This is a genomic window from Bacteroides sp. GM023, assembly GCF_014750685.1.
GTDB lineage: Bacteria > Bacteroidota > Bacteroidia > Bacteroidales > Bacteroidaceae > Bacteroides.
The window spans coordinates 717,771-742,831 of the sequence record NZ_JAAXGE010000002.1; the positions used below are offsets into that span (position 1 = coordinate 717,771).

At 42.3% G+C, this 25,061-nt stretch carries 24 protein-coding genes; 4 read left to right on the plus strand and 20 right to left on the minus strand.

All coding sequences use genetic code 11. The features are described 5' to 3' along the window. Window positions 1-13 precede the first annotated feature (13 nt). The 3 genes from HC965_RS05295 to HC965_RS05305 form a co-directional block, all read right to left on the minus strand. On the minus strand, window positions 14-565 hold the full coding sequence (locus tag HC965_RS05295) for an ORF6N domain-containing protein (RefSeq protein ID WP_191030470.1): 552 nt from the start codon (window positions 563-565) through the stop codon (window positions 14-16). 154 nt (window positions 566-719) lie between these two features. After that, complete coding sequence (locus HC965_RS05300; RefSeq protein WP_191030471.1) at window positions 720-2,186, minus strand: class I SAM-dependent RNA methyltransferase; 1,467 nt, start codon at window positions 2,184-2,186, stop codon at window positions 720-722. Between the two features lie 16 nt (window positions 2,187-2,202). Further along, window positions 2,203-3,108, minus strand: coding sequence for a serine O-acetyltransferase (locus HC965_RS05305; RefSeq protein ID WP_191030472.1), 906 nt, complete (start codon window positions 3,106-3,108; stop codon window positions 2,203-2,205). Between the two features lie 122 nt (window positions 3,109-3,230). On the opposite strand from HC965_RS05305, the gene HC965_RS05310 reads away from it, so the two are divergent. Together HC965_RS05310 and HC965_RS05315 are read left to right on the plus strand one after the other, a co-directional pair. Beyond that, a complete protein-coding gene (locus tag HC965_RS05310; RefSeq protein WP_191030473.1) occupies window positions 3,231-5,264 on the plus strand; it encodes a histidine kinase in 2,034 nt (677 codons plus the stop codon). Beyond that, on the plus strand, window positions 5,261-6,040 hold the full coding sequence (locus HC965_RS05315) for a LytTR family DNA-binding domain-containing protein (protein WP_191030474.1): 780 nt from the start codon (window positions 5,261-5,263) through the stop codon (window positions 6,038-6,040). The genes HC965_RS05310 and HC965_RS05315 overlap by 4 nt, the downstream gene beginning before the upstream one ends. A 108-nt stretch (window positions 6,041-6,148) precedes the next feature. Here the strand turns inward: HC965_RS05315 and HC965_RS05320 are convergent, their stop codons facing one another. Then, window positions 6,149-7,507 carry a hypothetical protein gene (locus tag HC965_RS05320; RefSeq protein ID WP_191030475.1) on the minus strand — a complete coding sequence of 453 codons (1,359 nt, stop codon included), beginning with the start codon at window positions 7,505-7,507 and terminating at the stop codon, window positions 6,149-6,151. Window positions 7,508-7,971: 464 nt separating this feature from the next. Here HC965_RS05320 and HC965_RS05325 point away from each other — a divergent pair, with 464 nt between their 5' ends. Then, entirely contained in the window at window positions 7,972-8,505 is a 534-nt protein-coding gene (locus HC965_RS05325; RefSeq protein ID WP_191030476.1) for a hypothetical protein, read from the plus strand. Between the two features lie 159 nt (window positions 8,506-8,664). Here HC965_RS05325 and HC965_RS05330 read toward each other — a convergent pair whose 3' ends face one another. The 9 genes from HC965_RS05330 to polA all read right to left on the minus strand — a co-directional run bounded on the left by HC965_RS05330 (window position 8,665) and on the right by polA (window position 16,393). Further along, complete coding sequence (locus HC965_RS05330; protein WP_191030477.1) at window positions 8,665-8,982, minus strand: hypothetical protein; 318 nt, start codon at window positions 8,980-8,982, stop codon at window positions 8,665-8,667. Continuing rightward, the gene (locus HC965_RS05335) at window positions 8,948-9,298 is read right to left on the minus strand and encodes a hypothetical protein (protein WP_191030478.1); all 351 of its coding nucleotides are present in this window, start codon (window positions 9,296-9,298) and stop codon (window positions 8,948-8,950) included. Before HC965_RS05335 ends, HC965_RS05330 begins: the two co-directional genes overlap by 35 nt. A gap of 14 nt (window positions 9,299-9,312) precedes the next feature. Continuing rightward, window positions 9,313-10,206, minus strand: coding sequence for an IS1595 family transposase (locus HC965_RS05340; RefSeq protein ID WP_191030479.1), 894 nt, complete (start codon window positions 10,204-10,206; stop codon window positions 9,313-9,315). A 239-nt stretch (window positions 10,207-10,445) separates the two neighbouring features. Then, entirely contained in the window at window positions 10,446-10,712 is a 267-nt protein-coding gene (locus HC965_RS05345) for a hypothetical protein (protein ID WP_191030480.1), read from the minus strand. Further along, entirely contained in the window at window positions 10,709-11,455 is a 747-nt protein-coding gene (locus tag HC965_RS05350) for a hypothetical protein (RefSeq protein WP_191030481.1), read from the minus strand. Before HC965_RS05350 ends, HC965_RS05345 begins: the two co-directional genes overlap by 4 nt. 94 nt (window positions 11,456-11,549) lie before the next feature. Further along, window positions 11,550-11,963 carry a hypothetical protein gene (locus HC965_RS05355; RefSeq protein ID WP_191030482.1) on the minus strand — a complete coding sequence of 138 codons (414 nt, stop codon included), beginning with the start codon at window positions 11,961-11,963 and terminating at the stop codon, window positions 11,550-11,552. Further along, the gene (locus tag HC965_RS05360) at window positions 11,956-12,327 is read right to left on the minus strand and encodes a hypothetical protein (RefSeq protein ID WP_191030749.1); all 372 of its coding nucleotides are present in this window, start codon (window positions 12,325-12,327) and stop codon (window positions 11,956-11,958) included. Before HC965_RS05360 ends, HC965_RS05355 begins: the two co-directional genes overlap by 8 nt. Before the next feature lie 487 nt (window positions 12,328-12,814). Next, entirely contained in the window at window positions 12,815-13,210 is a 396-nt protein-coding gene (locus tag HC965_RS05365) for a DUF3836 domain-containing protein (RefSeq protein WP_191030483.1), read from the minus strand. 333 nt (window positions 13,211-13,543) lie between these two features. Then, the gene (polA, locus tag HC965_RS05370) at window positions 13,544-16,393 is read right to left on the minus strand and encodes a DNA polymerase I (protein ID WP_191030484.1); all 2,850 of its coding nucleotides are present in this window, start codon (window positions 16,391-16,393) and stop codon (window positions 13,544-13,546) included. 87 nt (window positions 16,394-16,480) lie between these two features. On the opposite strand from polA, the gene HC965_RS05375 reads away from it, so the two are divergent. Further along, complete coding sequence (locus HC965_RS05375) at window positions 16,481-17,455, plus strand: polyprenyl synthetase family protein (protein WP_191030485.1); 975 nt, start codon at window positions 16,481-16,483, stop codon at window positions 17,453-17,455. Here the strand turns inward: HC965_RS05375 and HC965_RS05380 are convergent, their stop codons facing one another. The 7 genes from HC965_RS05380 to mnmG form a co-directional block, all read right to left on the minus strand. After that, window positions 17,456-18,136: a DUF1266 domain-containing protein gene (locus tag HC965_RS05380; protein WP_191030486.1), complete on the minus strand. Its 681-nt coding sequence runs from the start codon at window positions 18,134-18,136 to the stop codon at window positions 17,456-17,458. It abuts the gene before it with no gap. Between the two features lie 405 nt (window positions 18,137-18,541). After that, window positions 18,542-19,444: a deoxyribose-phosphate aldolase gene (deoC, locus tag HC965_RS05385; RefSeq protein ID WP_191030487.1), complete on the minus strand. Its 903-nt coding sequence runs from the start codon at window positions 19,442-19,444 to the stop codon at window positions 18,542-18,544. Beyond that, entirely contained in the window at window positions 19,431-19,769 is a 339-nt protein-coding gene (locus HC965_RS05390) for a nucleotide pyrophosphohydrolase (RefSeq protein WP_022138037.1), read from the minus strand. Before HC965_RS05390 ends, deoC begins: the two co-directional genes overlap by 14 nt. Before the next feature lie 65 nt (window positions 19,770-19,834). Further along, entirely contained in the window at window positions 19,835-20,287 is a 453-nt protein-coding gene (dtd, locus tag HC965_RS05395; RefSeq protein WP_191030488.1) for a D-aminoacyl-tRNA deacylase, read from the minus strand. Between the two features lie 108 nt (window positions 20,288-20,395). Next, the gene (gene uvrC / locus HC965_RS05400) at window positions 20,396-22,234 is read right to left on the minus strand and encodes an excinuclease ABC subunit UvrC (protein WP_191030489.1); all 1,839 of its coding nucleotides are present in this window, start codon (window positions 22,232-22,234) and stop codon (window positions 20,396-20,398) included. A gap of 89 nt (window positions 22,235-22,323) precedes the next feature. After that, window positions 22,324-22,854, minus strand: a complete 531-nt coding sequence (locus HC965_RS05405) for an adenine phosphoribosyltransferase (RefSeq protein WP_191030490.1) — start codon at window positions 22,852-22,854, stop codon at window positions 22,324-22,326. 50 nt (window positions 22,855-22,904) lie between these two features. Next, on the minus strand, window positions 22,905-24,791 hold the full coding sequence (gene mnmG, locus HC965_RS05410; protein WP_191030491.1) for a tRNA uridine-5-carboxymethylaminomethyl(34) synthesis enzyme MnmG: 1,887 nt from the start codon (window positions 24,789-24,791) through the stop codon (window positions 22,905-22,907). Between the last annotated feature and the right edge of the window lie 270 nt (window positions 24,792-25,061).

Sequence of the window (25,061 nt, forward strand, 5' to 3'; positions counted from 1 at the left end):
GCTCTTTTCTTTATTATTTGTTTTTAAATCCTTCTACTTTTACTCTGTCCAAAGGAGTGGTTTTTACCTGAATGGCAGCACTCAATTTGGCAAAGGCGGTGAATAAGTCATCAAATTGCTTCTCGTAGCTTTCTCTGTCCGATGATACGTCTTCTTCCAGATATTCAATCCTTTTCTTTAATTCTTCCAGTTCCTGCTTCGGGGCGTGGGAGAGTAGGTATTGACGCATATGAACGAAGGCTCGCATGATGTTGATGTTGACTTCGATGGCTTTAGGGCTTCGAAGTACTCCGGAAAGCATGGCTACGCCTTCTTGAGTGAAGGCGAAAGGTGCATAACGGCTACCGCCCCAACTTGAGGTTCCAATTTGGAACCTCAAGTTGGATAATTCTTCTTTAGTTAATTGAAACATAAAATCATCAGGAAAGCGTTCTATGTTTCTTTTCACTGCTTTATTAAGATTTTTTGTTTCAATCTCATACATCTCTGCTAAGTCAAAGTCAAGCATAACCTTTTGACCTCTGATTTCATATATCTTATTTTCTATAATGACTAATTCATTCATTTTTCGTTTAATTTGGTAGCTAGCTTACCATCTACGCCTATTACTTAACATAATTGTCATTTGAACTTGAAGTTGCAATTTGTGACCTCATATTGTTTGTCAGGTAGTTAACTTTCTTTTGAATACTAAAGTGTAATTAACTATTGATGTCCAACTATTCCTCTTCCTTCTTCGGAATCCTAGGCTCCCGATTCCCTTTAAACTCTCTCGGCGCTCTTGAATCCCTTCCCCCGCGGAAGTCTCCCCGTGGCTTTCTATCTCTGTCGCCACCTTTAAAATCACCACCTTCTCTACGCGGTTTGAAATCTCCCTCTCTGCGAGGTCTGGATTCACCGTCTCTGCGTGGCTTGAAGTCCCCTTCGCGTCGTGGTTTAAACTCACCCTCACGACGTGGTTTGAACTCTTTTCTTTCTCTGAATCTTGGAGCTTGTTCCCCTTCGGAGTCTTTCTTATCTTCCTCTTCTCCTTCCTGGCTTTTGAATTCTTTGTACTTTCCGTCAAAAATCTCATATTTGCGGAACTCACACTCCAACGGGCCATTGAACAAAGGCACTTTCTGACTGGCTTTCAAACCAATTTGGTCGAAACACTCTTCCCGATAAGACAATACCCACGCTTCATTACCGACAAACGCATGCTTCAGACGCTCACCAATCATTTGATAAAGCCCGAGCAAATCATTCGTAGAAATACGCTCTCCATAAGGCGGATTCGTGATAATGATTGACTTCTCCTTCGGCTGTTCGAACTGCTGGAACGGTTGCAGTTTCAGCACTATATCCTTCGATACGCCCGCAGCTTTTATATTGTGTGTAGCAATCTCATTAGCCTTCGGATTATTATCATATCCATAAATCTTATGAGCAAATTCACGCTCCTGACTGTCATCGTTGTATATTTCATCAAACATATCCGCATCGAAATCCACCCACTTTTCGAAAGCGAATCCTTTGCGGAACACTCCCGGAGCAATATTCTTTGCAATCAGAGCAGCTTCGACAGGAATAGTACCCGAACCACACATAGGGTCAATCAAGTCACAATCCCCGCGCCATCCCGTCATCAGAATCATACCGGCAGCCAACACCTCGTTCAACGGAGCCTCTACTGCTTCCTGGCGATAACCGCGGCGGTGCAGCGACTCACCCGAAGAATCCAAAGACAACGTACAGGTAGTCTGTGCAATATGAATATTCAGCAATACGTCCGGATTATTGATACGGACAGACGGGCGCTTTCCGGTTTTCTCGCGGAAATAGTCCACAATCGCATCTTTCACTTTATACGAAACGAACTTCGAATGGCGGAATTCATCACTGAACACCACTGCGTCGATAGCAAAAGTCTTGTTTACATCGAGATATTCTTCCCATGGAATAGCCTGTATCTGATTATAAACCTCGTCAGCATCCTTCGCTGTGAAGTTCTTGATTGGTTTCAGGATGCGGATAGCGGTACGAAGGCAGAAATTGGCCTTATACATCATACGTTTATCTCCGGTGAATGAAACCATTCGGCGTCCTATTTGGATATCGTTGGCTCCTAATGCTGTCAGTTCTTCTGCAAGTATCTCTTCCAGTCCCTGGAAGGTCTTGGCTATCATCTCGAATTGTTCGCTCATATATAGTTATTTGATTTTATTTTTTTGCTTTAGTTTGTACGATTCTCGCTCCTGCGGGCACATTCTCTGTCACCCATATATTACCGCCCACGGTCGCGTCGCGTCCGATAGTGATTCTGCCCAGGATAGTGGCATTGGAATAAACAATCACATTGTCTTCCAGAATCGGGTGGCGGGGAATCCCCTTGATAGGCTTTCCGTCCATATCCAGCGGGAAACTCTTGGCACCCAGGGTGACACCCTGATACAGTTTGACATTATTGCCGATAATACTTGTAGCACCGATAACGACACCCGTACCGTGGTCGATAGTGAAATGGCTGCCGATTTTCGCAGCCGGATGGATGTCTATACCCGTCTCACTGTGCGCCATCTCCGTGATGATACGCGGAATCAGAGGAACACCCAGCTCCAGTAATTCATGCGCAATGCGATAATTGCTGATAGCCTTGATGGCCGGATAGCAGAAGATTACCTCACCATAGCTTTCGGCAGCAGGGTCACCGTTGTAGGCGGCTTCCACGTCGGTTGCCAGTATTCTCCTCATGGCAGGCAACTTACTGATAAACTTCGAGGCAAGACGTGCAGCTTCTTCCCGCTCCGTGTCGGAGCAGACGCTGCATTTCCCTGCGCTATTGGTTCCGAAGCACAATCCTGCCAGGATTTGCTCGCAGAGCAAATCAAACAGTTTCTCAATATTTACACCGATGTGATAATTGATTGTCCGGCTGTTGATAGTAGAATTCCCGTAATATCCGGGGAAGAGAATGGAGCGTGAAAGCTCGATAATTTCATACAAGACTTTAGCAGAGGGCAGTGGTTCGCCATCTTTGTGTTGATGAAACAGTCCTTTGTAAGATTCGCTTTCCGATAGCTCATCGACTGCCTGTGTCAAAATGTGGGTGAAGTTCAGTGGACTCATTAGGTCAGTTGCTCATATTTATATGGGGACAAAGGTATTAAAAAAAATAATAAAATTCGTTGGGATTCAGGATAAATAATGTATTTTTGTCACATTCAAAACATGACATGAATAAGGGGCAGATGAATCGAAGGGCTACTATGAAACTGTTTGGGTTGTTGGGGCTGTTGATGTTATTGAGTTGTGGATATACTAATAATCATCATAGCAAGTCTTTATGTGAACTGACTTTTGTTGATTCTTTGGAAACACGTGTGCAGGATTCCCTGTTTGCCAACGTACTTTATTCCCGTTCACAGATACGTGACGCACTGGTACAAGTGCAGGATTCCCAAGTCTACTACCGCCTTCTCGCCCTGTACGGAAAAACATTCTTTGTCTCTTCTGATTACGATTCCATACTTTACTATCACCGTCAGGTAAAAGAATTTTCCCGCAAAGCGAATGACTGTCCGCAATGGAATGACGTACTGTCCGATGTCTACAACATGGCAGGAAACGTATGGATGCAATTGAACCGTCCCGATTCTGCCATCATCGACTACAAGCAAGCCTATCAATACCGCCTGAAAGGGAACCGGCTTCATATTCTTCCCGATATATGCATCAACACAGCCGATGCCTATCTGCACCGCGGCGACTTTGCGCATACCGCTTCGTTCTATCGCCGTGCCTTGTTCCTCTGCGACTCATTGAACTTGTCCGAACATACAAAATTCCCCGTCTACTACGGACTGGGGCAAACCTATATGGAACTCCGTGATTTCGACCTGTCAAACCATTACTACGAACTGGCAGGGCAATTCTTCGATGAAATGAACGTAGGCGAGAAATGGATATACCTCAACAACCGCGGTAACCACTATTACTACAGAAAAGACTATCGCGAAGCCTTGAAATACATGCGCAGAGCCAATAAACTGGTATCCGCCCATTCGCAAATGGTGTTCGAACAGAACTTTATCAAAGTGAACCTGGGTGAACTCTATGTATTGACCGACAACCTCGATTCCGCACAGATATGCCTGGATGAAAGTTATCGTTTTTTCTCCAAAATACAGCATAACTCGGCAGTATATTACATCGAAACCCAAATGATTGAACTTGCCCTGAAGAAAGGAAACATCGCACAGGCACAAAAAATGATTGCCCGCACTGCTCCCGTGGGGCATCTCGATGCCAATATGCTGACTATACGCAACCAGTATCTCCAGCATTATTTTGAACGTACCGGTGATTACCGCCGTGCCTATGAATATCTCAAACGTGACGGACATTTGGACGACTCCATTCGTAGCGAACGGGTGCAGATGCGTGTTGCCGAATTGGATATGCGCTATCAACAGGACACGATTGTGCTACGTAAAGAGATACAAATCCAGCAACAAGCCGGAGAAATGAAAGTCCTGAAACTAAGCGTCTATATTTGGGTACTTGTCTGTCTGCTGCTCATAGCCGGTACGATAGTCATCATCTGGTATATGCGCAAGAAGCGGGAATTCCTTCGCGAACGTTTCTTCCAGCAGATAAACCGTGTCCGCATGGAGAACCTGCGCAGCCGTATTTCCCCTCATTTTACTTTTAATGTGCTAGGACGTGAGATTAACCAGTTCAATGGTTCCGAAGAAGTAAAAAACAACTTGATGGGACTGGTGAAATATCTCCGCCGAAGTCTCGAACTGACGGAGAAACTAAGCGTACCTTTACAGGACGAACTGGACTTTGTACGTTCCTACATCGACTTGGAGAAAGGACGTGTCGGAGAAGACTTCATCCCGACAATCACAATAGAAGACAGACTGGATGCCACCCGCATCATGATTCCCTCTATGATTGTGCAGATTCCCGTAGAAAACGCCATCAAGCACGGACTGGCAGGGAAGGACGGAACAAAAGAACTAACCATATCCATCTCCCGCCAGGAGAACGGAATCCGCATTACGATTACCGACAACGGCCGTGGCTATCTCCCCCAGCTATCTTCCGCGACACGCGGCACCGGCACAGGACTGAAAGTCCTCTACCAAACCATTCAGCTACTAAACACAAAAAATAAAAGTGACAAAATACGTTTTGATATAACCAACAGAAACGATGGACAGACCGGAACGCAAGTCTCGGTATATATCCCGTTTCGTTTTTCTTATGATTTATGATGGAGACAGAAGAAAAGTATAAAGTAGTTATCGTTGACGACGAGCGTTCGGCGATTGATGCTTTGCGCCATGAGTTGGAGCCCTATCGTGAATTTGAAGTAAAGGGAATTGCAAGCAATGGCACAAAGGGTAAGAAGATGATTATGGAACTGCGTCCGGATTTACTCTTTCTTGACGTAGAACTTCCTGACATGCTCGGTCTTAACCTGCTGAGTGAAATAAGGGATGATGTGTTGTGGGATATGAAAGTGGTATTCTATACCTCTTATGACAAATATCTGCTGCAAGCCCTGCGTGAATCCGCTTTCGACTTCTTGCTAAAGCCTTTCGAAAGCGAAGATTTGAAAGTGATTATAGACCGTTACCGGAAAGCCATGTCAACCTCTTCGTTGCTTCCGCCGCCTTCCTTCGCGTCTTCTATCAATGCTCTGCTGCCGCAACATGGCATGTTTATGATTAGCACAGTGACCGGATTCAAACTCTTGCGACTGGAAGAAATCGGCTTCTTTGAATACCTGAAAGAGAAGCGCCAATGGCAGGTCGTACTGTTCAACCAGTCCCGGCTGAACCTGAAACGGAATACGAAAGCCGAAGATATTATCGGTTATTCACAAGCTTTCATACAGATTAGTCAGTCTGCTATTGTAAATGTAAATTATCTGGCTATGATTGACGGCAAGTGCTGCCAGCTTTATCCGCCCTTCCATGACAAGAGCGACTTGGTTATCTCCCGGAATTTCCTGAAAGAACTGCAAGAACGCTTTTACGTATTGTAATCTATCAGGTTTATATACGATGGGAAGCTGAGTAAAAAAGCCCCACCGAAAATGGAAATAAACGGTAACAAATATGCTAGAAACTACTAACAGATGAAGGAGGATTTTTTAGTCAGCCCTGCATTCTTCCGTGAAAAGTCTTATAGAATAAACGTTATTGTCTTTCAGAAAAGCGAAAGGTTGTATATATCCTTTCCCGTTATCTCTCAGCCCATATCCCAATACTTCGTAATCAAGATAATGCGGTAGGCGAAACTCTTTTACTAGATGGCTTTTCCTGTCGATCAACGCAAAAGTATATTCATCTTTAGAACTAAATGCTTGATTGGGCATACCATATCGCACGAGGCAATAGATGTGCGTCCGGGTAAGCTTTATGTCCTGAATGCAGCGGTCGAAAAATCGGTTGTAAGGTTTCACATACTCGTATTTGTAGAAGTTGAGTGAGTCGACTGGGGGAAATTTCTCCTGTTCTACCCTAAAGAGGGAATAATGTTCCACCGGCTTGTTGAGGTTTTTTAGGGAGGATATATAAAGTTGACCCGAAAAGCCATTGGTGTAAAGAACTTCCTTGCCGTATGTGCACGACAGCGGGTTGGAGTAATAATATCCTGTCCGGCTCTTTTTCTGACACTCCTCCAACTTGCCAAATCTCGTGATAAGTTTTCCGGTTTTTTTGTCAAATGTAGCTAGAATGGGGTTTTCTGTCTCATAAAATTCTTCGCAGAAAGGGTTCATCAATACATTGTTTTTGTACTCTTCTGGTTCAAACTCTATCGGCCAGGTCAGTTTTTTACATCCCATCAATATTTGCTCGCCAGCCATGGAGAAGTTGAAATGTGCATAGAAAAAACTTTCGCCATACAGGTTGAAATCCAACGGGATGAGCGGAGCAGATTCCTGCGTCGAAGGATTTCGCGAGATGATTGCCGGATAATTGTAGTAAGCCAAGTTCGTGTTTCCGCCGTCGCTGTTTTCTACAAATACTTTGGGTAACGAATAGGAAACGCCTATATGCTCCTTGTCAAGCTGATTGGTGCCGCAAGCGATATAAAAAAACATATTGTTTTTCTGTTGTTCCTGAAAGATATTCTCCGGCAGATCTATGTATTTTCTTTTTTCAATACTATCTGCTTGAATCAGCATATCGAATTGTAACCTGTTCTTTCCGTCGGACTTGCTAAAACATAACACTCCGTTGTTCAACACATCCGAATAATAGAACTTGTCTTTTTCGAATCTCAATACGTCAAAGACACTGGATATCATCGTGTTTGCAGGGCAATCCAAGTAATAATCTGTGTAATCGTTTCGTATGAAGTATGGCTTGGGGACTCTGGCGCTAAATTCTTGTTCGTCTGATACACCATCGCTTTCGTACAGATGATAATCTATGGGGGAGGATACGGCAAGCAATTGTTGGACAAAATTCACACCTAACACAGTATATTGTCCGCCAATGAGCATTCTACCGGAGGATTTGCAAAGTTTTAGAATATGCAGCCCGTAAAGCCCGTTAGTGTTGAAACTGAATATTTTTTTACGTGATTATATACTATTTGCACCAAATATACTAAAATTGTTGGAAAGCTGCAAATAGCCTATTATTTTGATATTGTTATAAAAATGAACACTCTCTATTTGTTATTTCTAATGTAATTACTACATTTGCACTGACATAATAAGAGTATGCGTACTCTTATACGATACATATAGCCAAACCGCTATCAGAATCACCACCTCAGATAAATGGACTAAGGCTATAAACTACTCACTCATGGATGAAGTGTACCTACACATAACGTAGAATCGCTCCACGAGTGAGTAGGGTTTGTGGTGAACCTTGATAGCGGTGTGGCAGTGGTTCTACGTCTTTCGTTTACACCGTTGCCGTTTTACAAGTTATTGTTTAACTCTAAATAAAATGTAAAATGGAAACAAAAAAGATTTTCTTATCCGTATTTATCATCATTACCAGCCAATTAGGTTTCGCACAAAATGCAAAGTCTGTACCTACAACAGCAGAAGAAAAACGTATCGCAATGCTTACTCCTGAGTATTACACGAATTGGATAGGTGCATCATTTTTTACTATCCCAACCGTAGAAAAGGAATTTGATGTAATTCCTGTACGTATCTTAGACCTAACATTTTTCTACGATTTCGGAGATTGCTTTGTGGGAATGGAATCTAACAAAAAGGGAGTTGTAACACAAATGACTCTTAGACTGTTTGGAGACAAGGCTAAAAACTTTATACAAAAAGCGACTGACTATGGCTATAAGTATATAACAAAAAGCAACAACATGAACACACGTTCCAATGCAGAAAAGACTTCTGATGTATATGAAACTAACGTAAAACGTTATCGAAAGACTACCTTAAACGGAAATGTCTACTTAGAGGTGTCCACAAATAATGAGCGTGTTAATGAATATGAAATAGCAATTTTCCGAACAAAGTAAACTCATGAAAGGCTGCATTGTTTTCGTACTGTTTATTATCCTGCTGTTTTTCGGTCCGATAGGGTGGTTTTTTGCCGTAATACTAGGCATTGTACTTTTAACTTCTAATAAAAAGAAGTAGAAGAGAATACGGAGCTAAAAAACTCCGTATTTTTATTTTTATTTTTTATTAGTTGGGCGCTTCAATGACTGTTCAATAATAGTATCAAATCTTTTCATTACTTTTAGATGCTCAATATATGCATCTAAATCAGCAAAAGTAAGTTCCGCATCTATAAGGCACTTTTCTATTTGAGTTTTATTGAGAGTTTTCATTGTCGGTACTTTTACAGACCTCCTTTCAGATTCTTTTGCAAGGAACGTAAATCCCTGTATATAATTTATGGATTTCCCTACAAAACCATGTACTGATAAAAACTCCTCTATTAAATCAGAGGGTAACTCATATTGTTTTTCCTGCTCTTGGAAGTTCGACATCTACTTTTATAATTAAGGGTTCTTTAATTGTTACCTCAAATATTCGCTCCGTTTCGGAAACTAAATATACATCTGCAAATATAGGTGGAATTGCCGAATTTTCAGATACTTCCCAACCATAATTTTGAAGATTTTTGTATGTAAGCCTATTTTGCAAATCTAGATAAAGTAGTTTTTCAAACATATCTACCACCTCTATAACACTACTACCACACGCACAAAAATCTTGTGTAGCAGGACAGTAACTTGCATAGGTATCCCATCTCGCAGGTTCCGGGTGTTTGAAAACTACGAGTTTTACTGAAACTATTTCCATAATTCTAATTGATTTTATGTGCTAGTTATGTCTTTATAACTAACACGGATTAAGTTTTTATCTATAAATTTCCTAAACTTAATTTCCGGTGAATTATTCCGAGTATTATAATTAAATTCAAATTCCGAGCAATATTTTGAAAGGTGTTCCTTGCTTGGTCTATGGTAAGTGCCCATTATTGACCGCTTTAAATGTGACCATGCACCCTCAATAGTATTTGTGTGTACTTTACCACGAACATATTCTTTACGTCCATGATTTACTACATCGTGTACATAGTCCGAGCATAGTTTAGTATATGCCCACCATTCATCGCTGTTTATATGGGTTCCTTTCTTAATTCGTTTGTGAATAATTGGCTCTAAGGTTTTGCGCTTCGTATTTGGTACAGGTGTAATGGATAAACGTCCACCACGCTGTACAGCCCCGAATACGGGAGTTTTATTCTCAGAACCACGACCACGTTTTCCCTTTTTCTTTCCACCAACATACGTTTCATCAACCTCGACAATACCACGTAGCTGGTTATCGGAATTACGATGTTCCAACATATAGCGCACCTTGTGTAATAAGTACCAAGCACTCTTTTGCGTGACACCGATAGTCTTGGACAACTCGATAGAGCTGATACCTTTCTTAGATAATGAAATCAGATAGAAAGTAAGAAACCATTTCTGTAATGGAATGTTTGAGTTTTCATAAATAGTACCCGTTTTCACCGAAAATTGCTTTTTGCAGTGTGCACACTTAAAAGTTTTGCCGTTCTTATACCGATAAATCTTCTGTGCGTTTCCGCAATGCGGGCAAGTGGGTGAGTCTCCCCACCTGCGTTTTTCAAAGTATCTCCTACAAGATTCCTCATCGGGAAACTGTTTAAAGAAGTAGAATAAATTAGCGTTATTACTCATATTTCACCGATTTTTCATTTAAGATACGAAAAAAAGATGAAATATGCAAATGTCTGATTATTAATATCTTATGTAATTGTTATTAAAATAGCAGACAAACCAAAGTAGTACAAAGAGTTAGGAAACATTTTATTAATGAAAAAAAGAAAATTTTGGTGTAGTATTTCGTTCGCTAGTCTAAGCACTACTTTGGTTAAAAGAAAAGAGCCTACTATAAAAGTAAGCTCTTTTGTAAAATCTTATTTTGTTTTTAACCAATCCCATAGAGAAGTATTCATACGGCCGTAATAATTATACATATCCTTAGACATTTCTATTACCAATATAGAGTTTGTTTCAAACTCATTAGCCGATATTTTTTCATATACTTCTTTCGTTGTATATTGCGTTTCTACAAACCAATGGTTTCCCCAAAATGTATAATTGGGGCCTAACGATTTAATTCTATCTCTTAATATGTCACTATCTAATGACGGGTCGTATATTACTAATATTATCTTTTTCATAACATTTCCAGTTTCATTTTTAGAATATCTTTCATTTCAGTTTGACGTTCTTCCCAATTACCATTCCATTCAACAATATATTTAAATTTTTGCGGCTTGGAATTTGTGGAATACAAGCAATAAATGATTTCCCATTTTCCTGCTTTTGCTTCTATATTTTTCAAGCCAAGCATTTTTAATGTTGCTGGAATAATGTCTGTTTTACCATCTGGAGTTGATTGCTTTTGTGGTGCAATAATCTCAAATAATGGCAAAACTTTTTTGCCTTGATATGGGATATAAACGATATTATTTCCTAAGTTCCAATTAATAGGAGCATTTTCCACTGTCAACGTAGTAGTCGAATTATCAGATATAAACGAAGCACTCTCAACGTATAGTTCACAATTCTGGGCATTAATATTTCCATTATTAAAGAACTGAATAGAATTATGATACCTTCTCGCTTTTTTCGTCCCTTTTATATTTTCGACTTCTTCAATGGCTTCATCACTATTTAATTGAATGACAAAAGTCACTTTTTTAAATAGTGACCTTATTTCGTCCAAAAACAACGCCACAATTACCGCCGAACACGTTCCGAAGGCAACGAACCCATTAATGACATTACCATAATAGTCACCTTTAGATATTGGAGTATTAGCCATTTCGCAGGGACCAAGACCTAAAGGAAGAAACACCCCCAAGAAATATCCTATGATTAAGGAAATTCCACAAAGCAATAATACAATCTTCCACTTCATACTTACAATAGTTTATTTCTATGTGCAAATATAAGCAGAAATCCGCAATTATAAGTTATCTCTATTAGAATAACTAATTACTCTCACAATTTGTTCAGGTTAGGATAGTATATAATTGCGTTTTTTTATATTTATTTTGCGTATCGTATAAATAGTAATCTGCCTGATAATCGTTCTTCCGGTTATAAATAGCGGCTATCGTTGAGTCTTTGTAGACTGTAATGAGTAAGAATTTGTGGTTTGGAGCATCGTTTTTCTTAAGCAACCGGCAGAAGTTTGGTATGGCAACTTCGCATCTCGGGCAGTCCATCGGGCTATAGAGTATGGCGTAAAGTGTATCTTCTTCTGCGGGAAGGGTCGAGAGGTATTTTTGGAGCAATCGGTCGGTTCCTGGCTTTTGGCGAATCTGTAAATCATTTTCTACCATATCTTTCATTAAGCCGGAAATTTGGGCGAAAGAGTATTGGTAGAAAATGATTAACATAAATGTTGTGATGAATCTAGTCATTTCTATCTATAATATGGGGGATGGCTACTGCTCCTTTAGAGAGTGCTTTACGTATAACTTCTTCACGAATCTGTTCAGGCGTTTTGTCAGTGATTCTCATTGTAGTGGAAAGAATGTTGCCTTTAGGATCAGTTGTTGTTTGAGTGACTGTAGTAACTCCAACACTTATTTGTTGTGCTCTAGTTTCAATTATCCCGCAAACTCTTGTCGTTGCTCCTTTGCAAGGATTATTCGAATTACTGCTAGCTTTAGAGCCATAGAACGTTGATTTTGTTTTAGTATCGTCGGAAGCCTTAGCTTGATTCACGACTGCACCGCTTGATACCAATGCGAATGCAGCAATTAAAAATAGTGCCCTTTTCATAAACTTAATATTTTATAGGTTGATACTTTGGATATACATTTTTTATTCTTTTAAATATATATCGTTTGTTCTAAATGTAAGCATAAAATGCGAAGAAATGAACTAAATGTGTTAATTATATACATATTTAACGTTTGGACACTGCGGGCGCTTCTCTAATCGTTGCCATAGAATATTCCGTTTTAGACTTCTCTCGGTGACTTATTGTGCGTTCTTTCTTGAACGGCAATGAGTGAAATGATAATTTTCAAATTAGTATAACGGGTTTCATAGGTTTCAGTTTGGAGTAAGTCTCTACCAATCAGTGCCTCATACTGAAAGAGAAGTGCAAAGCAAGAGTGGAATTTTCATCCCAGTCATCGTTGGTCGTTATTATCAATGGATCTATATCATAAGTTTTATAGACCTTATAAATAGGAGACGCCACTTCTTCAGCAGAAGCGGCGTCTCTATTGTTGTTAGAATATTAGAATGAGAGAGAGTTATGTTACATATTTGTATTATCCATCGTAACGGTCATTTCGGGAACCAATACGTAGGTTTGTTTCTTAGCGTTCCATTTGTAATAATTGGTAGTGACAGTCTTGCCTTCATAAATGTAATTGATGCGTAAGTCTTTTTGCCATTCATCCTTGCTGCTGTTCCATTTCATGGATTCACTTTCAATCATACGTTTGTTATCATCGTACTTATAATTGTACTTCATATAATTAGCGAGAGTGTTACCGTCCATTTTGTAAACGGTTTGTCCTACTGTTACACCATTTTCTTCTACTGGATTATAAACCAATTGACCATCGTAGCTACGTGCAGAAGCAGCGAACGACACAACAAGAAGAACTGCTGATAAAACGAACATTTTTAAAGATACTTTTGCTTTCATGGCTATTTAAGTTTTTGAGTTATACTTTCATATTTCTACAACTATATCAGTTTTACACTGCAAACTTACATATTAATTTGGTATTTATGCAATTTAAATGCTGAAAGATTGTCAAAATGTCAAGAGAGGGTAGAGGATAACAGTTGCTTTTTGCCAATATTGGTGACAAAAAAATATCCGGCAGTCAATCTGCCGGATATAGAATGAATCACTTCGTTGAGAAAGTGTTCCTTTTACTAGCTTTATGGATACCGAGTTAAATAATGTTATTACATCTTTTACTCCCCGGTTTCCTGATATTTACTCTGTCAGTATGACTTGTGCCGCCTCTTATTAATGTGCTTCAAGCCAATTCTTCCCCCATCCGCAATCAGCTTTCAAGGGAACATGCATACGATATGCCTTCTCCATTTCCTCGATGACGATTTCTTCCACACGTTCTTTCTCGTTCACGGGAACGCTGAAGTTCAATTCGTCATGCACTTGCAGAATCATCTTCGCCTGTATTCCCTCCGCTTGGAAACGCTGGTAAATACGAGCCATGGCTACCTTGATAATATCCGCCGCACTACCCTGGATAGGTGCATTAATAGCATTACGTTCCGCATATCCGCGTACAACGGCATTTCGTGAATTAATGTCCGGCAAGAAACGTTTCCGGTGGAAAATCGTTTCTACATATCCCTTTTCCTGTGCCACCTGAATGCTCTTGTCCATATACGCCTTCACGCCCGGATAAGTCTCGAAATACCCGTCAATCAATTCTTTGGCCTCTTTCCGGTCTACATTCATCCGTTCGGCAAGACCGAATACGGATATACCATATATAATACCGAAATTGGCAGTCTTGGCTTTGCGGCGCATATCCGAACCTACATCATTCAAATCAATCTTATATATTTTCGCAGCCGTGGCAGCATGAATATCGTGATTGCTGAGGAAAGCGTCAATCATATTCTTATCCTCGCTAAGATGCGCCATGATGCGCAATTCAATCTGCGAGTAGTCCGCCGAGAAGAAAAGACAACCTTCATCGGGAATGAATGCCTTGCGGATTTCCTTCCCGTTCTCGTCGCGGATAGGAATATTCTGCAAGTTCGGATTGCTCGAACTCAGACGTCCCGTAGCGGTGACCGTCTGGTTGAAAGATGTATGTACCCGGCCTGTGCGTGGATTGATTAGCAAAGGCAATGCGTCGATATACGTTCCCAATAACTTTTTCAGCCCACGGTGTTCCAGAATCTTTTCCACCACCGGATGCTTGTGGCGAAGACTTTCAAGCACCTCTTCCGAAGTGACATACTGTCCTGTCTTGGTCTTTTTCGCTTTCTCTACAATCTTTAATTTATCAAACAATACTTCACCGACTTGCTTGGGCGAAGCAATATTGAATGTCTCGCCTGCCAATTCGTAAATCTCTTTCTCGATTTTTTCCATCTGCGCCGTGAAATGGGCAGACGACTGTTTCAACGCTTCCGTATCCAGCAATACCCCGTTTCGTTCTATATTGACCAGCACCGGAACAAGCGGCATCTCTATATCGTAGAACAACCCTTCGGCATCATTCTTTTTCAGTTCCTCCTCCAGCACATTCTTCAACTTCAACGTTACATCCGCGTCTTCGCAAGCATAACGATAGACATCCTTCGGGTCGAGGTCGCGCATATTCTTTTGATTCTTACCTTTCGGTCCGATTAGTTCGTCAATATGAATCGTCTGATAGTGCAGATAAATTTCCGCAAGATAATCCATCCCGTGACGAAGTTCCGGTTGAAGAACGTAATGGGCAATCATTGTATCGAAAAGTGGGCCTTTCACTTCCACGCCATAATTTTTAAGAACAATCATGTCGTACTTGATATTCTGTCCCACCTTCAGCGAATTCTCATTTTCAAAGACCGGACGGAACTCATTGACGATTTTTAACGCTTCCTCTTCTTCCGCAGGGACAGGAACATAAAATGCTTCATTTTCGGCAATAGAAAAACTCATCCCGACCAATTCTGCGTCCATCGGTTCCGTTCCCGTGGTCTCCGTGTCTAACGAGAGAATTTTCGATGTAAGTAACTTTTGAATAATTTCCTGTCTTTTCTCTTCTGTATCAATGAGTTGGTAGTTACAATCAAGCGATTCTAACGTCTCTAGATTTGATTTTTTTGCTTCGCTCGGCTCGTTGCCCGTGAAATTTGCAAATAAATCGCCTTGCACGGCTCCCCCTTCTTCGGGAAAAAGTGGGAGAGGAGCGGGAGTACCTTTTCCGGTTGGCGTTTTGCTTCCGGCTGGCGTCGTCATTCCATTTCCGGTAGTCTCCTTTTTGAGTACGCGGTCGATAAGCGTCCGAAATTCTAATTCCTCAAAAATACTGCGAAGTGAATTTTCGTCCGCGTCTTCGCGGATAAGCTTGTCCATTTCAAGTTGGATGGGTACGTCGATTTTGATAGTTGCCAGGAACTTCGAGAACGTAATCAATTCCCGGTTCGTTTCCACTTTCGTTTTTAGTGCCCCTTTCAGTTGGTCGGTATGCTCCAGCAGATTCTCGATACTTCCGAATTCGGCAATCAATTTCTGCGCAGTCTTTTCCCCTACACCGGGGCAACCGGGAATATTGTCCGAAGAGTCACCCATTAACCCCAGCATGTCAATCACCTGTGCGGGCGACTGAATATCAAACTTGGCTTTCACCTCCTCGATACCCATCACCTCAAAACCGCCTGTATGCTTGGGGCGATACATGAATACCTTGTCGCTCACCAACTGACCGTAGTCCTTGTCCGGCGTCATCATATACGTCGTAATCCCCTGCTTGCCGGCTTCGGTGGCAAGAGTTCCTATCACGTCGTCGGCTTCGTAGCCCGACACTTCGAGAATAGGAATACGATAAGCCCTTATAATATCCTTTATAATAGGTACGGACAGGCGGATTGCTTCGGGAGTCTCTTCACGTTGCGCTTTATATTGTTCAAAAGCTTCGTGGCGGAAGGTAGGCCCTGAAGGGTCGAAAGCCACTCCTATATGCGTCGGATTTTCCTTTTTCAGCACCTCTTCGAGCGTATTGACAAAGCCCAGGATTGCTGAAGTATTGAATCCTTTGGAGTTGATTCTTGGGTTCTTGATAAAGGCGTAATACGCCCGGTATATCAGTGCATAAGCGTCTAAAAGAAATAATTTATTATCTGAATCCATAGATTTAATTAATTTTTCATGGTAAAAGTACAAAAAAATACCGTATTAAGCGTTTTATTATTACTTTTGTGCTCAAATTACGTATTAATGGACAGTATCTCACTCATCAGGACTCCGATTGAAGCGGAACTGGAGGATTTCAAAAATCTTTTTGATAGTTCTCTTTCCAGTTCGAATGCATTGCTCGATAACGTCGTATCCCATATACGACAGAGGAATGGTAAGATGATGCGTCCTATTCTCGTCCTCTTGGTGGCGCGCCTTTACGGTGCTGTCCGCCCTTCCACGCTTCATGCCGCCGTCTCTCTGGAACTGCTTCACACAGCCAGCCTGGTGCACGATGATGTGGTGGACGAAAGTACCGAACGTCGCGGACAGCTTTCAGTAAATGCCATCTTTAATAATAAGGTAGCTGTACTGACAGGCGACTACTTGCTGGCTACAAGCCTTGTTCATGCCGAACAGACCCATAGCCACCCTATTATCCAGTTAGTATCTTCATTGGGACAGGATCTCGCCGACGGCGAATTGCTCCAGCTCTCCAATGTAAGCAATCATAGCTTCTCCGAATCAGTTTATTTCGATGTCATCCGTAAGAAAACCGCTGCCCTTTTTGCAGCCTGCACAAAAGCCGCCGCTTTCTCGGTGGGAGTAGGTGAGGAGGAAGCCGAATTTGCCCGTTTGCTGGGCGAATATATCGGAATCTGCTTTCAGATAAAGGACGATATATTCGATTACTTCGACAGCAAAGAAATCGGCAAGCCGACCGGCAACGATATGCTCGAAGGCAAACTGACATTGCCCGCCCTGTATGTGCTGAATTCAACGAAAGACAGCGTCATGCTAGAGATTGCTCTCCGTGTGAAGGAAGGCACGGCCACTCCTGACGAGATAGCCTGTTTAATCGAATTTATCAAAGAAAACGGTGGCATTGAACATGCAGTCCGTACGATGAACCTCTATAAGCAGAAAGCCTTTGACCTGCTGGCTTCTTTGCCGGATTCTGAGGTTTGTGCAGCTCTCCGTGCCTATTTGGACTACGTGGTAGACCGCGAAAAGTAATTACTTCCTGTACTTGTCCAGCAGCGAATAACAAGTCAGCGACCTGTCCCAATCTTCTATTCTTCCTGATTTCATGGCTCGGCCGAGCAGGTAGCTTTTGTCTATCTCTTCCGGTGTGCGAAGATTTTCCGCGCACAATGCGCTCGCTTGTCCGATATACTCCCAGGCTTCTTCTTTGGTAATGTATCCACTGCCCAAAGCCGCGCGGGCTAATCCGACCAGCAGTCCCATATCCCATCCGATAACCCCTCTTTCCAAGTCATTAATCCATATAATCGGGTCTCTTCTTACCTCTGTATACTTCACGAATTTGTATAGATTCTTTCCCTGCTGAACGAAGCGTTCCACTCCGAAGAAGCGTTTGTGGATGATTTCCTCGAACTCGCAGATGTTGCTTGTCGATAGCAAATAGGGGAGCATGATTTGATAGGAAACTCTGTCCCCTTCGTTGATAAGGAACTGGAATAATCCGGTGACGGATTCGGTATCTGTGCAGTGGAAATCTTCTGATAAGAGTCTTGATAACTTTTGCGGATGCACACCGGTATCCATAGAATTGAGATAGAAACCATCCAATGCAGCTTCCATATATCCGATACGCAACCCCTTCTTTCTCTCGTTCCCGAGGAAGAGATTCAGAGGGTTAGGATTGAATCGTACGGTTCTTATATGTGTTTCCATCCTTTGTACTTCCATTAAAAGATACAAAAAGCGTGAGAACTGTTGTCCTGCATTTTCCTGAGGCTTCGGCAAGCCGTTATGATTATACAAGCAACAGTCCCACGCTCCGTTCGATATATAACAAAAGTATATACATGAAGGTGCGTGAGACCCGTTTGCTTATTACCGTTCATAACTTTGAATTTTGCCGAATTCCAGGAATATGGTAATAAATGAAACGTTCTCTAACATAGCTAATTAGCTATGTTTTCTTCGCTAAACCATCTACAAAGATAAGGAATTTTCCCGATAGCTTAGTAACTATCTTTAGTTTTTCTTAAATAAAAAATACCGCGTCGGCTTCCGTATAGACGGGAGCCAGCGCGGTAAGGCATATTTGAATTGCTAATGTAGCCTTCGATTTTCTTAGAAGAATTTGACCTCTTCGCCTTTAATATCCGAGAGTAATAGGTTGGCTAAACGACTCGTTCCCAGGCGGAACAGTTGGTTGTCCAGCCATTCTTCGCCTAGCAACTCCTTGACAATAGTGTAATAAATAATCGCATCGTTCACCGTGTTGATTCCACCTGCCGGTTTGAAGCCAACTTTGATACCTGTCTTCTGATAATACTCCTTGATAGCTTCGCACATCACGTAAGCGGCTTCGGGGGTAGCAGCAGGTTGTTGCTTTCCCGTAGATGTCTTGATGAAATCTGCGCCCGAATACATGGATAGGATAGAGGCTTTCTTGATGTTGGAAGCACTCTTTAATGCACCCGTTTCGAGGATTACTTTGAGGTGATGTTCCTTGCATACTTCCTTCAATTCCTGTATTTCCTCGCACATTCCTTCGTAGTCGCCACTCAGGAATTTGCCGACGGAAATGACAATATCTATTTCGTCCGCACCGTCTGCAATAGCCAGTGCAGTCTCTGCCACTTTTACCTCGATAAAAGTCTGTGAGGAAGGAAAACCACCGGATACACAAGCGATATTGACGCCATCCACTTCCAACGTATTTTTCACGATAGCGGCAAAGTTAGGATATACACAGATAGCAGCCACGTTCTTCAGGTCGGGATATTCGTCGTCGAACTTATTGACCTTTTCCGTGAAATGCATCACGCTTTCATCGCTGTCCGTACTGTTCAAAGTAGTCAGGTCGATGCAGTTGAACAGGAATTTCTTAATATCTTCCGTATTATTTTCCGGTACTTTTTTCTCAATCAGTTCAGCTACGCGAGCCTGAATATCTGCATCGTTCAGATGTGTATTATACTTTGCCAATGCGGCATCATACTTGTTGGGCTGTGAGTTATTCTCTTCCATGCTCTTTCAGTTTTGGGTTATTGATATGTCTTTGATTATCTCGTTTCGTTTTCTTGTCCATGCTCTTCTGAAGGGCGGTGGTGAGGTCTACACCCGTTTGGTTGGCGATGCAGAGAAGCACCCAAAGTACGTCTGCTATCTCCTCGTCGAGATTGTCTTTCTCTCCCTCTTTAAAGGACTGGTCGCCATATTTGCGTGCCATCACACGTGCCAGTTCGCCTACTTCTTCCGTCAGAACCGCCATATTTGTCAGTTCGCTGAAGTAGCGGACACCGTATGTCTTGACCCATTGGTCTACCTGTTTTTGAGCTTCTTCTAAAGTCATTTTTTTAATGGTTAGTGATTAACGATTAGTGGTTAATGAGGCATTGCCAGTGATTAATCAGTGCGTTACTCCTTGTTTTTTGTATCTATACATATAGTAACAGGGCCGTCGTTCAAAAGTTCGACCTTCATATCCGCCCCGAAGATACCTGTTCCAATTTCTTTCCCCAGCGCATTGCTCAAATCCTTGCAGAATTGCTCGTAGAGTGGGATAGAGACTTCCGGCTTGGCAGCCTTGATATAAGAAGGGCGGTTTCCTTTCTTCGTAGAAGCATGTAACGTAAACTGGCTGATGACCAGGATTTCGCCTCCGTCCTCTAAAATAGACTTATTCATCACCCCGTTTTCATCGTCGAAAATACGTAGATTTACTATCTTTTTGCAGAGCCAGTCAATGTCTTCCTGTCTGTCCGCTTCCTCGATGCCGACCAATATCAGCATCCCTTTTCCGATGGCAGACTTGCAGTTACCCTCAATGGTCACTGACGCATGACTTACCCGTTGTATAACTGTTCGCATTACTATTTATTCTATTTCGTGATTATGAAAGGCAAATTTACAAAATTAGAAAGAGAAAACAGTGCGTTGAAAGAAAAATATTATAGGAAGGGTATGTCAAAAGTGGCTTCAATTTGATTGCTCATCGTTCAATCCTTCTTTTACAGTCTTTGCTTTCGCTTCCCCCACGATAGCGCTAATCTCCTCTAAAGAGGCTTCTTTGATTCGTTTTACGCTCTTAAACTCCTTCAAAAGGGCTGTCTTAGTCTTTTCGCCGATTCCCTTGATGCTATCCAATGCAGACGCCACCTGCCGTTTACTCCGTTTGTCGCGGTGAAAACTGATAGCGAAGCGATGCACCTCATCTTGAATCTGTGTCAGCAAGCGGAACAGCGGACTATGCTGTTTGATACCGATAGTCTGCGGCGGAAAACCGAAAAGCAATTCTGATGTGCGGTGGCGATTATCCTTAGCCAGCCCCGCAATAGGAATATTAAGATTCAACTCATCCTCAATGACTTCTCTAACGACCTCCATTTGCCCTTTTCCACCGTCAGTAATAATCAGGTCGGGTAGTGGAGAACTCTCCTCAATAGCGCGCTGATAACGCCTTCTTACGACCTCTTTCATTGACGCGTAATCATCCGGCCCTACAACCGTCTTTATATTGTATTTCCGATAATCTTTCTTCGATGGCTTTGCCTTTTTAAATACGACACAGGCCGCCACGGCATCAGACCCCTGTATATTCGAGTTATCGAAACATTCAATCTGCAAAGGCGGCCTTTCCAAATGCAACTCCTGCTGTATCTCCTTCATCAAACGCATACTTCTCTGTTCAGGATTCAGCTTCTCCGCCTGCTTCAGCCGGTCAGCCTTATATTGTTTCACATTTAAGATAGAAAGGTCTAGCAACTTCTTCTTGTCTCCTCTCTGCGGAACGGTGAAAACGACATTATTCAACTCCAAATCGAGCTCGAAAGGAACGATAATCTCTTTCGACATGCTTTTATAACGCTCCCGCATCTCAATAATACCAAGCGTCAAAAGTTCCTCTTTCGACTCATTCAGCTTCTTCTTATACTCGAAAGTGAATGCCTGATTGATAGCCCCATTCGTAATATGCAGATAATTGATAAAAGCCGAATTAGCTTCATCTTCTTCAATAGAGAATACATCAATATTATGTAGAACAGAACTTACCACCTCAGACTTCGAACGATAATTCTCTATCAGCAGATACTTCTCCTTTATCTTCTGCGCTTCTTCAAACTTCATCTCAGCCGCCAATACCTGCATCTTCTCCAACAACATCCGGCCGACCTCCTGTGTATTCCCTTTCAGAATCTCCTTGATTTCATCGATATTTTTAAGATAATCTTCCTGCGATTGCAGTCCGATGCAGGGCCCTGCACAGTTCTTTATATGATACTCCAGACACACATTGAACTTTCCGGCACGTATATTCTCCGGCGTCAGATTCAAATTGCAAGTGCGCAACGGATACAAATGCTTAATCAAGTCCAGCAGTGCATACATCGATGGAATATGGCTATACGGCCCGTAATAAGAAGAGCCGTTCCTGATAATCTTCCTGGTTCTGAAAATCCGCGGAAAGTACTCGTTCTGCACGCAGATGGAAGGGTACGTCTTATCGTCCTTCAGCATCACATTGTAGCGCGGCTTATACTTCTTAATCAGATTATTCTCCAGCAGCAAAGCATCCTCTTCCGTGTTGACTACGATATATCGAATATCGGCAATCTTGCTGACGAGTACCCGGGTCTTCCCTGGTTCATGCTCTTTGCTGAAATAGGAATAGACCCTTTTCTTTAAATTTTTCGCCTTTCCAACGTATATAATTGTCCCTTCCGTGTTCAGGTATTGATAGATACCCGGTTTATCAGGAAGGTTGGCTACGATTCCTTTCAAATATTCATTGGTTTTGCTTTCCGGTTCTGTATTCATAATCGTTAGGGATGAGAGACTACTAATGAGAAACTGCTAAAATAAAAAGGGCGTAGTTCAACTACGCCCTGCAAATATAATCAAATCCTTTATAAAGACAATACGGATTCTACTTCTACATCATCTCCGAATACAGATTTTCCGTTCAGGTCTTTCAATTCGATGATGAAGTTTACATATACTTTCTTTGGTTTTAGTTTTTTCACCAGTGCACAGGCTGCTTTCATTGTTCCGCCTGTTGCCAGTAAATCGTCGTGCAGTAGCACTATGTCGTTTTCATCCAGCGCATCTTTGTGAATCTGTACGGTGTCTTGCCCGTATTCCTTGTCGTAGCTTTCTTCAAGTGTTTCTGCCGGAAGTTTGCCGGGCTTGCGGATAGGGATGAATCCTGCGTTCAAGCGGGTAGCCAGAATAGGACCCATGATGAAACCTCTTGATTCTATACCTACTACTTTAGTGATGCCTTTCTCCTTATACATCTCAAACATAACGTTCGACAATTCCTGCAGACACCATGGGTCTTTGAATAAGGTGGTAACATCATAAAACAGGATTCCGGGAATTGGGAAATCCGGTATTTCCCGAATGCTTTTAATTAGCGTTTCTTTGCTCATAATCATTGAATTATATCATTTCTTTAAATGCTTTGTTTCACGTGAAACGTTGCCGCCTAACGTCCCGAAAGTACCAGCAATACGTTGATGTCGCTTGGTGATACTCCCGGAATCCTGCTTGCTTGGGCAATTGTTTCCGGGTCTATCTTTATTAGTTTCTGACGGGCTTCCGTCGATAATGATTGAATGGAAGCATAATCAAATTTACCTTTGATTTTAATGCTTTCCAGTCTCGCCAGCTTTTCCGCTATCATTCGTTCCCTGTCAATATATCCTTGATATTTGATTAGGATTTCGGCAGCTTCGAGAATCTCTTCTTTCCGGTCTTGATTAGCGCTGGTTGCTTTATCCAGTTCCCGCTGAAATGCCGGAACGTATTCCGCTATGTTTCCAATCGTCACTTGCGGACGGTTCAATATTTCTATCAGTTTGCATCCCTGGCGTAGGGGAGTTGTTCCTATCTTTTCGAGTGCGTCGTTAATTAATGCCGGTTTCATCGAGTAGTTGTGCGCGAAAGATACAATCTGGTCTACCGCCTCTTTCTTGCTCTTCATTAATTGATAACGCTCTTCCGTTGCCAGTCCGAGTTTGTAAGCCCGTTCGGTCAGGCGCATATCGGCATCATCCATACGGAGCAGGATGCGATATTCTGCACGTGAAGTAAACATCCGGTAAGGTTCGTCCACACCTTTAGTCACCAAATCGTCGATTAATACGCCGATATATGCTTCGTCGCGTGCCAATGTGAAAGGCTCTCCGCCGTGACAATTAATGTGCGCATTGATTCCGGCTACCAATCCTTGTCCGCCTGCTTCCTCATATCCGGTAGTACCGTTTACTTGTCCGGCAAAGAACAGGTTGCCGATAATCTTTGATTCCAACGTATGCTTTAACTGCGTCGGGTCGAAATAATCGTATTCGATAGCATATCCCGGACGGTAAATCACTAAATCCTTGAAAGCGGGAACTTTCTTTAATGCGGCAATTTGTATGTCCATCGGAAGCGAAGAAGAGAATCCGTTAAGATACAACTCTTGTGTGGTTTCTCCTTCCGGTTCAAGGAATAATTGATGCTGTGTTTTATCGGGGAAGGTCACTATCTTTGTTTCGATGCTTGGGCAATAACGTGGCCCGATGCTTTGAATCTGTCCGTTGAATAGGGGGGAATCCGGCAAACCTTCATGCAGAATATGATGTACCTCTTCATTGGTATAGCAAGTCCAGCATTGCAGTTGCTTCAGGTGGCGTACGCTCGTATTCATAAAAGAGAACTTGTGAAAGTCACATTCTCCATCCTGTGTTTCCATCAAGTCGAAATGAACGCTGCGCGCGTCGATTCGCATCGGAGTTCCGGTTTTCATTCTGTCGTAAGTGATACCGTGGCGAGCGATGGATTCTGTCAACTGATAAGAAGCCGGTTCGGCCATTCTTCCGCCTGGCAACTGATGGCGGCCTACGTGCATTAGTCCGTTGAGGAAAGTTCCTGCGGTGAGTACGATACATTTTGCTGTAAGAGTAACACCCCACACCGTGATCACTCCGGTCACTTCACCGTTTTCAACGAGAAGTTCGCATACGGTATCTTGCCAAATATGAAGATTGGGTGTGTTCTCCAGCCGCTCCCGCCACGACCAGATAAATTTGGCACGGTCGCATTGGGCGCGGGGGCTCCACATGGCGGGACCTTTCGAACGGTTCAGTATCCGGAACTGGATTGCTGTCTCGTCTGTCACCAATCCCATCTGTCCACCCAGTGCATCTATTTCACGTACTATTTGTCCTTTGGCAATTCCACCTACAGCAGGGTTGCAACTCATCTGCCCGATTTTGTTCATGTCCATCGTAATGAGACAAGTCTTCGAACCTAAATTTGCAGAAGCGGCTGCCGCTTCGCAACCAGCATGTCCGGCACCAATTACAATTACGTCGTACTTAAAATCCATTCTATCTTATTTATTATCAAACGGTGCAAAGTTACGGAAAAGTTGCGAGAAATATATCTTCATGCTCTTTTTGCTTCCGAAAATTCGGGGAGGTGTCCGACTCCGTTGAAAAAATCGCCGTGATTTTGGCTTAGAAATATGCAGTTTGTTCGATGTTAGTGGCATGTTTTCGCTCTATCTGTCTCTATTTTCTTTCAAAATGTCTGTTTTCTGTTTTAAGTCACTCATTTATGCTTTCTTTTTGCTAGTTCAAAACTGGCCAGAATACGG

Bases quoted from the DNA above. Each gene is read 5' to 3' on its own strand.
- HC965_RS05295 (WP_191030470.1), bottom strand. From the start codon at position 565: ATGAATGAATTAGTCATTATAGAAAATAAGATATATGAAATCAGAGGT.
- HC965_RS05300 (WP_191030471.1), bottom strand. From the start codon at position 2,186: ATGAGCGAACAATTCGAGATGATAGCCAAGACCTTCCAGGGACTGGAA.
- HC965_RS05305 (WP_191030472.1), bottom strand. From the start codon at position 3,108: ATGAGTCCACTGAACTTCACCCACATTTTGACACAGGCAGTCGATGAG.
- HC965_RS05310 (WP_191030473.1), top strand. From the start codon at position 3,231: ATGAATCGAAGGGCTACTATGAAACTGTTTGGGTTGTTGGGGCTGTTG.
- HC965_RS05315 (WP_191030474.1), top strand. From the start codon at position 5,261: ATGATGGAGACAGAAGAAAAGTATAAAGTAGTTATCGTTGACGACGAG.
- HC965_RS05320 (WP_191030475.1), bottom strand. From the start codon at position 7,507: ATGCTCATTGGCGGACAATATACTGTGTTAGGTGTGAATTTTGTCCAA.
- HC965_RS05325 (WP_191030476.1), top strand. From the start codon at position 7,972: ATGGAAACAAAAAAGATTTTCTTATCCGTATTTATCATCATTACCAGC.
- HC965_RS05330 (WP_191030477.1), bottom strand. From the start codon at position 8,982: ATGTCGAACTTCCAAGAGCAGGAAAAACAATATGAGTTACCCTCTGAT.
- HC965_RS05335 (WP_191030478.1), bottom strand. From the start codon at position 9,298: ATGGAAATAGTTTCAGTAAAACTCGTAGTTTTCAAACACCCGGAACCT.
- HC965_RS05340 (WP_191030479.1), bottom strand. From the start codon at position 10,206: ATGAGTAATAACGCTAATTTATTCTACTTCTTTAAACAGTTTCCCGAT.
- HC965_RS05345 (WP_191030480.1), bottom strand. From the start codon at position 10,712: ATGAAAAAGATAATATTAGTAATATACGACCCGTCATTAGATAGTGAC.
- HC965_RS05350 (WP_191030481.1), bottom strand. From the start codon at position 11,455: ATGAAGTGGAAGATTGTATTATTGCTTTGTGGAATTTCCTTAATCATA.
- HC965_RS05355 (WP_191030482.1), bottom strand. From the start codon at position 11,963: ATGACTAGATTCATCACAACATTTATGTTAATCATTTTCTACCAATAC.
- HC965_RS05360 (WP_191030749.1), bottom strand. From the start codon at position 12,327: ATGAAAAGGGCACTATTTTTAATTGCTGCATTCGCATTGGTATCAAGC.
- HC965_RS05365 (WP_191030483.1), bottom strand. From the start codon at position 13,210: ATGAAAGCAAAAGTATCTTTAAAAATGTTCGTTTTATCAGCAGTTCTT.
- polA (WP_191030484.1), bottom strand. From the start codon at position 16,393: ATGGATTCAGATAATAAATTATTTCTTTTAGACGCTTATGCACTGATA.
- HC965_RS05375 (WP_191030485.1), top strand. From the start codon at position 16,481: ATGGACAGTATCTCACTCATCAGGACTCCGATTGAAGCGGAACTGGAG.
- HC965_RS05380 (WP_191030486.1), bottom strand. From the start codon at position 18,136: ATGGAAACACATATAAGAACCGTACGATTCAATCCTAACCCTCTGAAT.
- deoC (WP_191030487.1), bottom strand. From the start codon at position 19,444: ATGGAAGAGAATAACTCACAGCCCAACAAGTATGATGCCGCATTGGCA.
- HC965_RS05390 (WP_022138037.1), bottom strand. From the start codon at position 19,769: ATGACTTTAGAAGAAGCTCAAAAACAGGTAGACCAATGGGTCAAGACA.
- dtd (WP_191030488.1), bottom strand. From the start codon at position 20,287: ATGCGAACAGTTATACAACGGGTAAGTCATGCGTCAGTGACCATTGAG.
- uvrC (WP_191030489.1), bottom strand. From the start codon at position 22,234: ATGAATACAGAACCGGAAAGCAAAACCAATGAATATTTGAAAGGAATC.
- HC965_RS05405 (WP_191030490.1), bottom strand. From the start codon at position 22,854: ATGATTATGAGCAAAGAAACGCTAATTAAAAGCATTCGGGAAATACCG.
- mnmG (WP_191030491.1), bottom strand. From the start codon at position 24,791: ATGGATTTTAAGTACGACGTAATTGTAATTGGTGCCGGACATGCTGGT.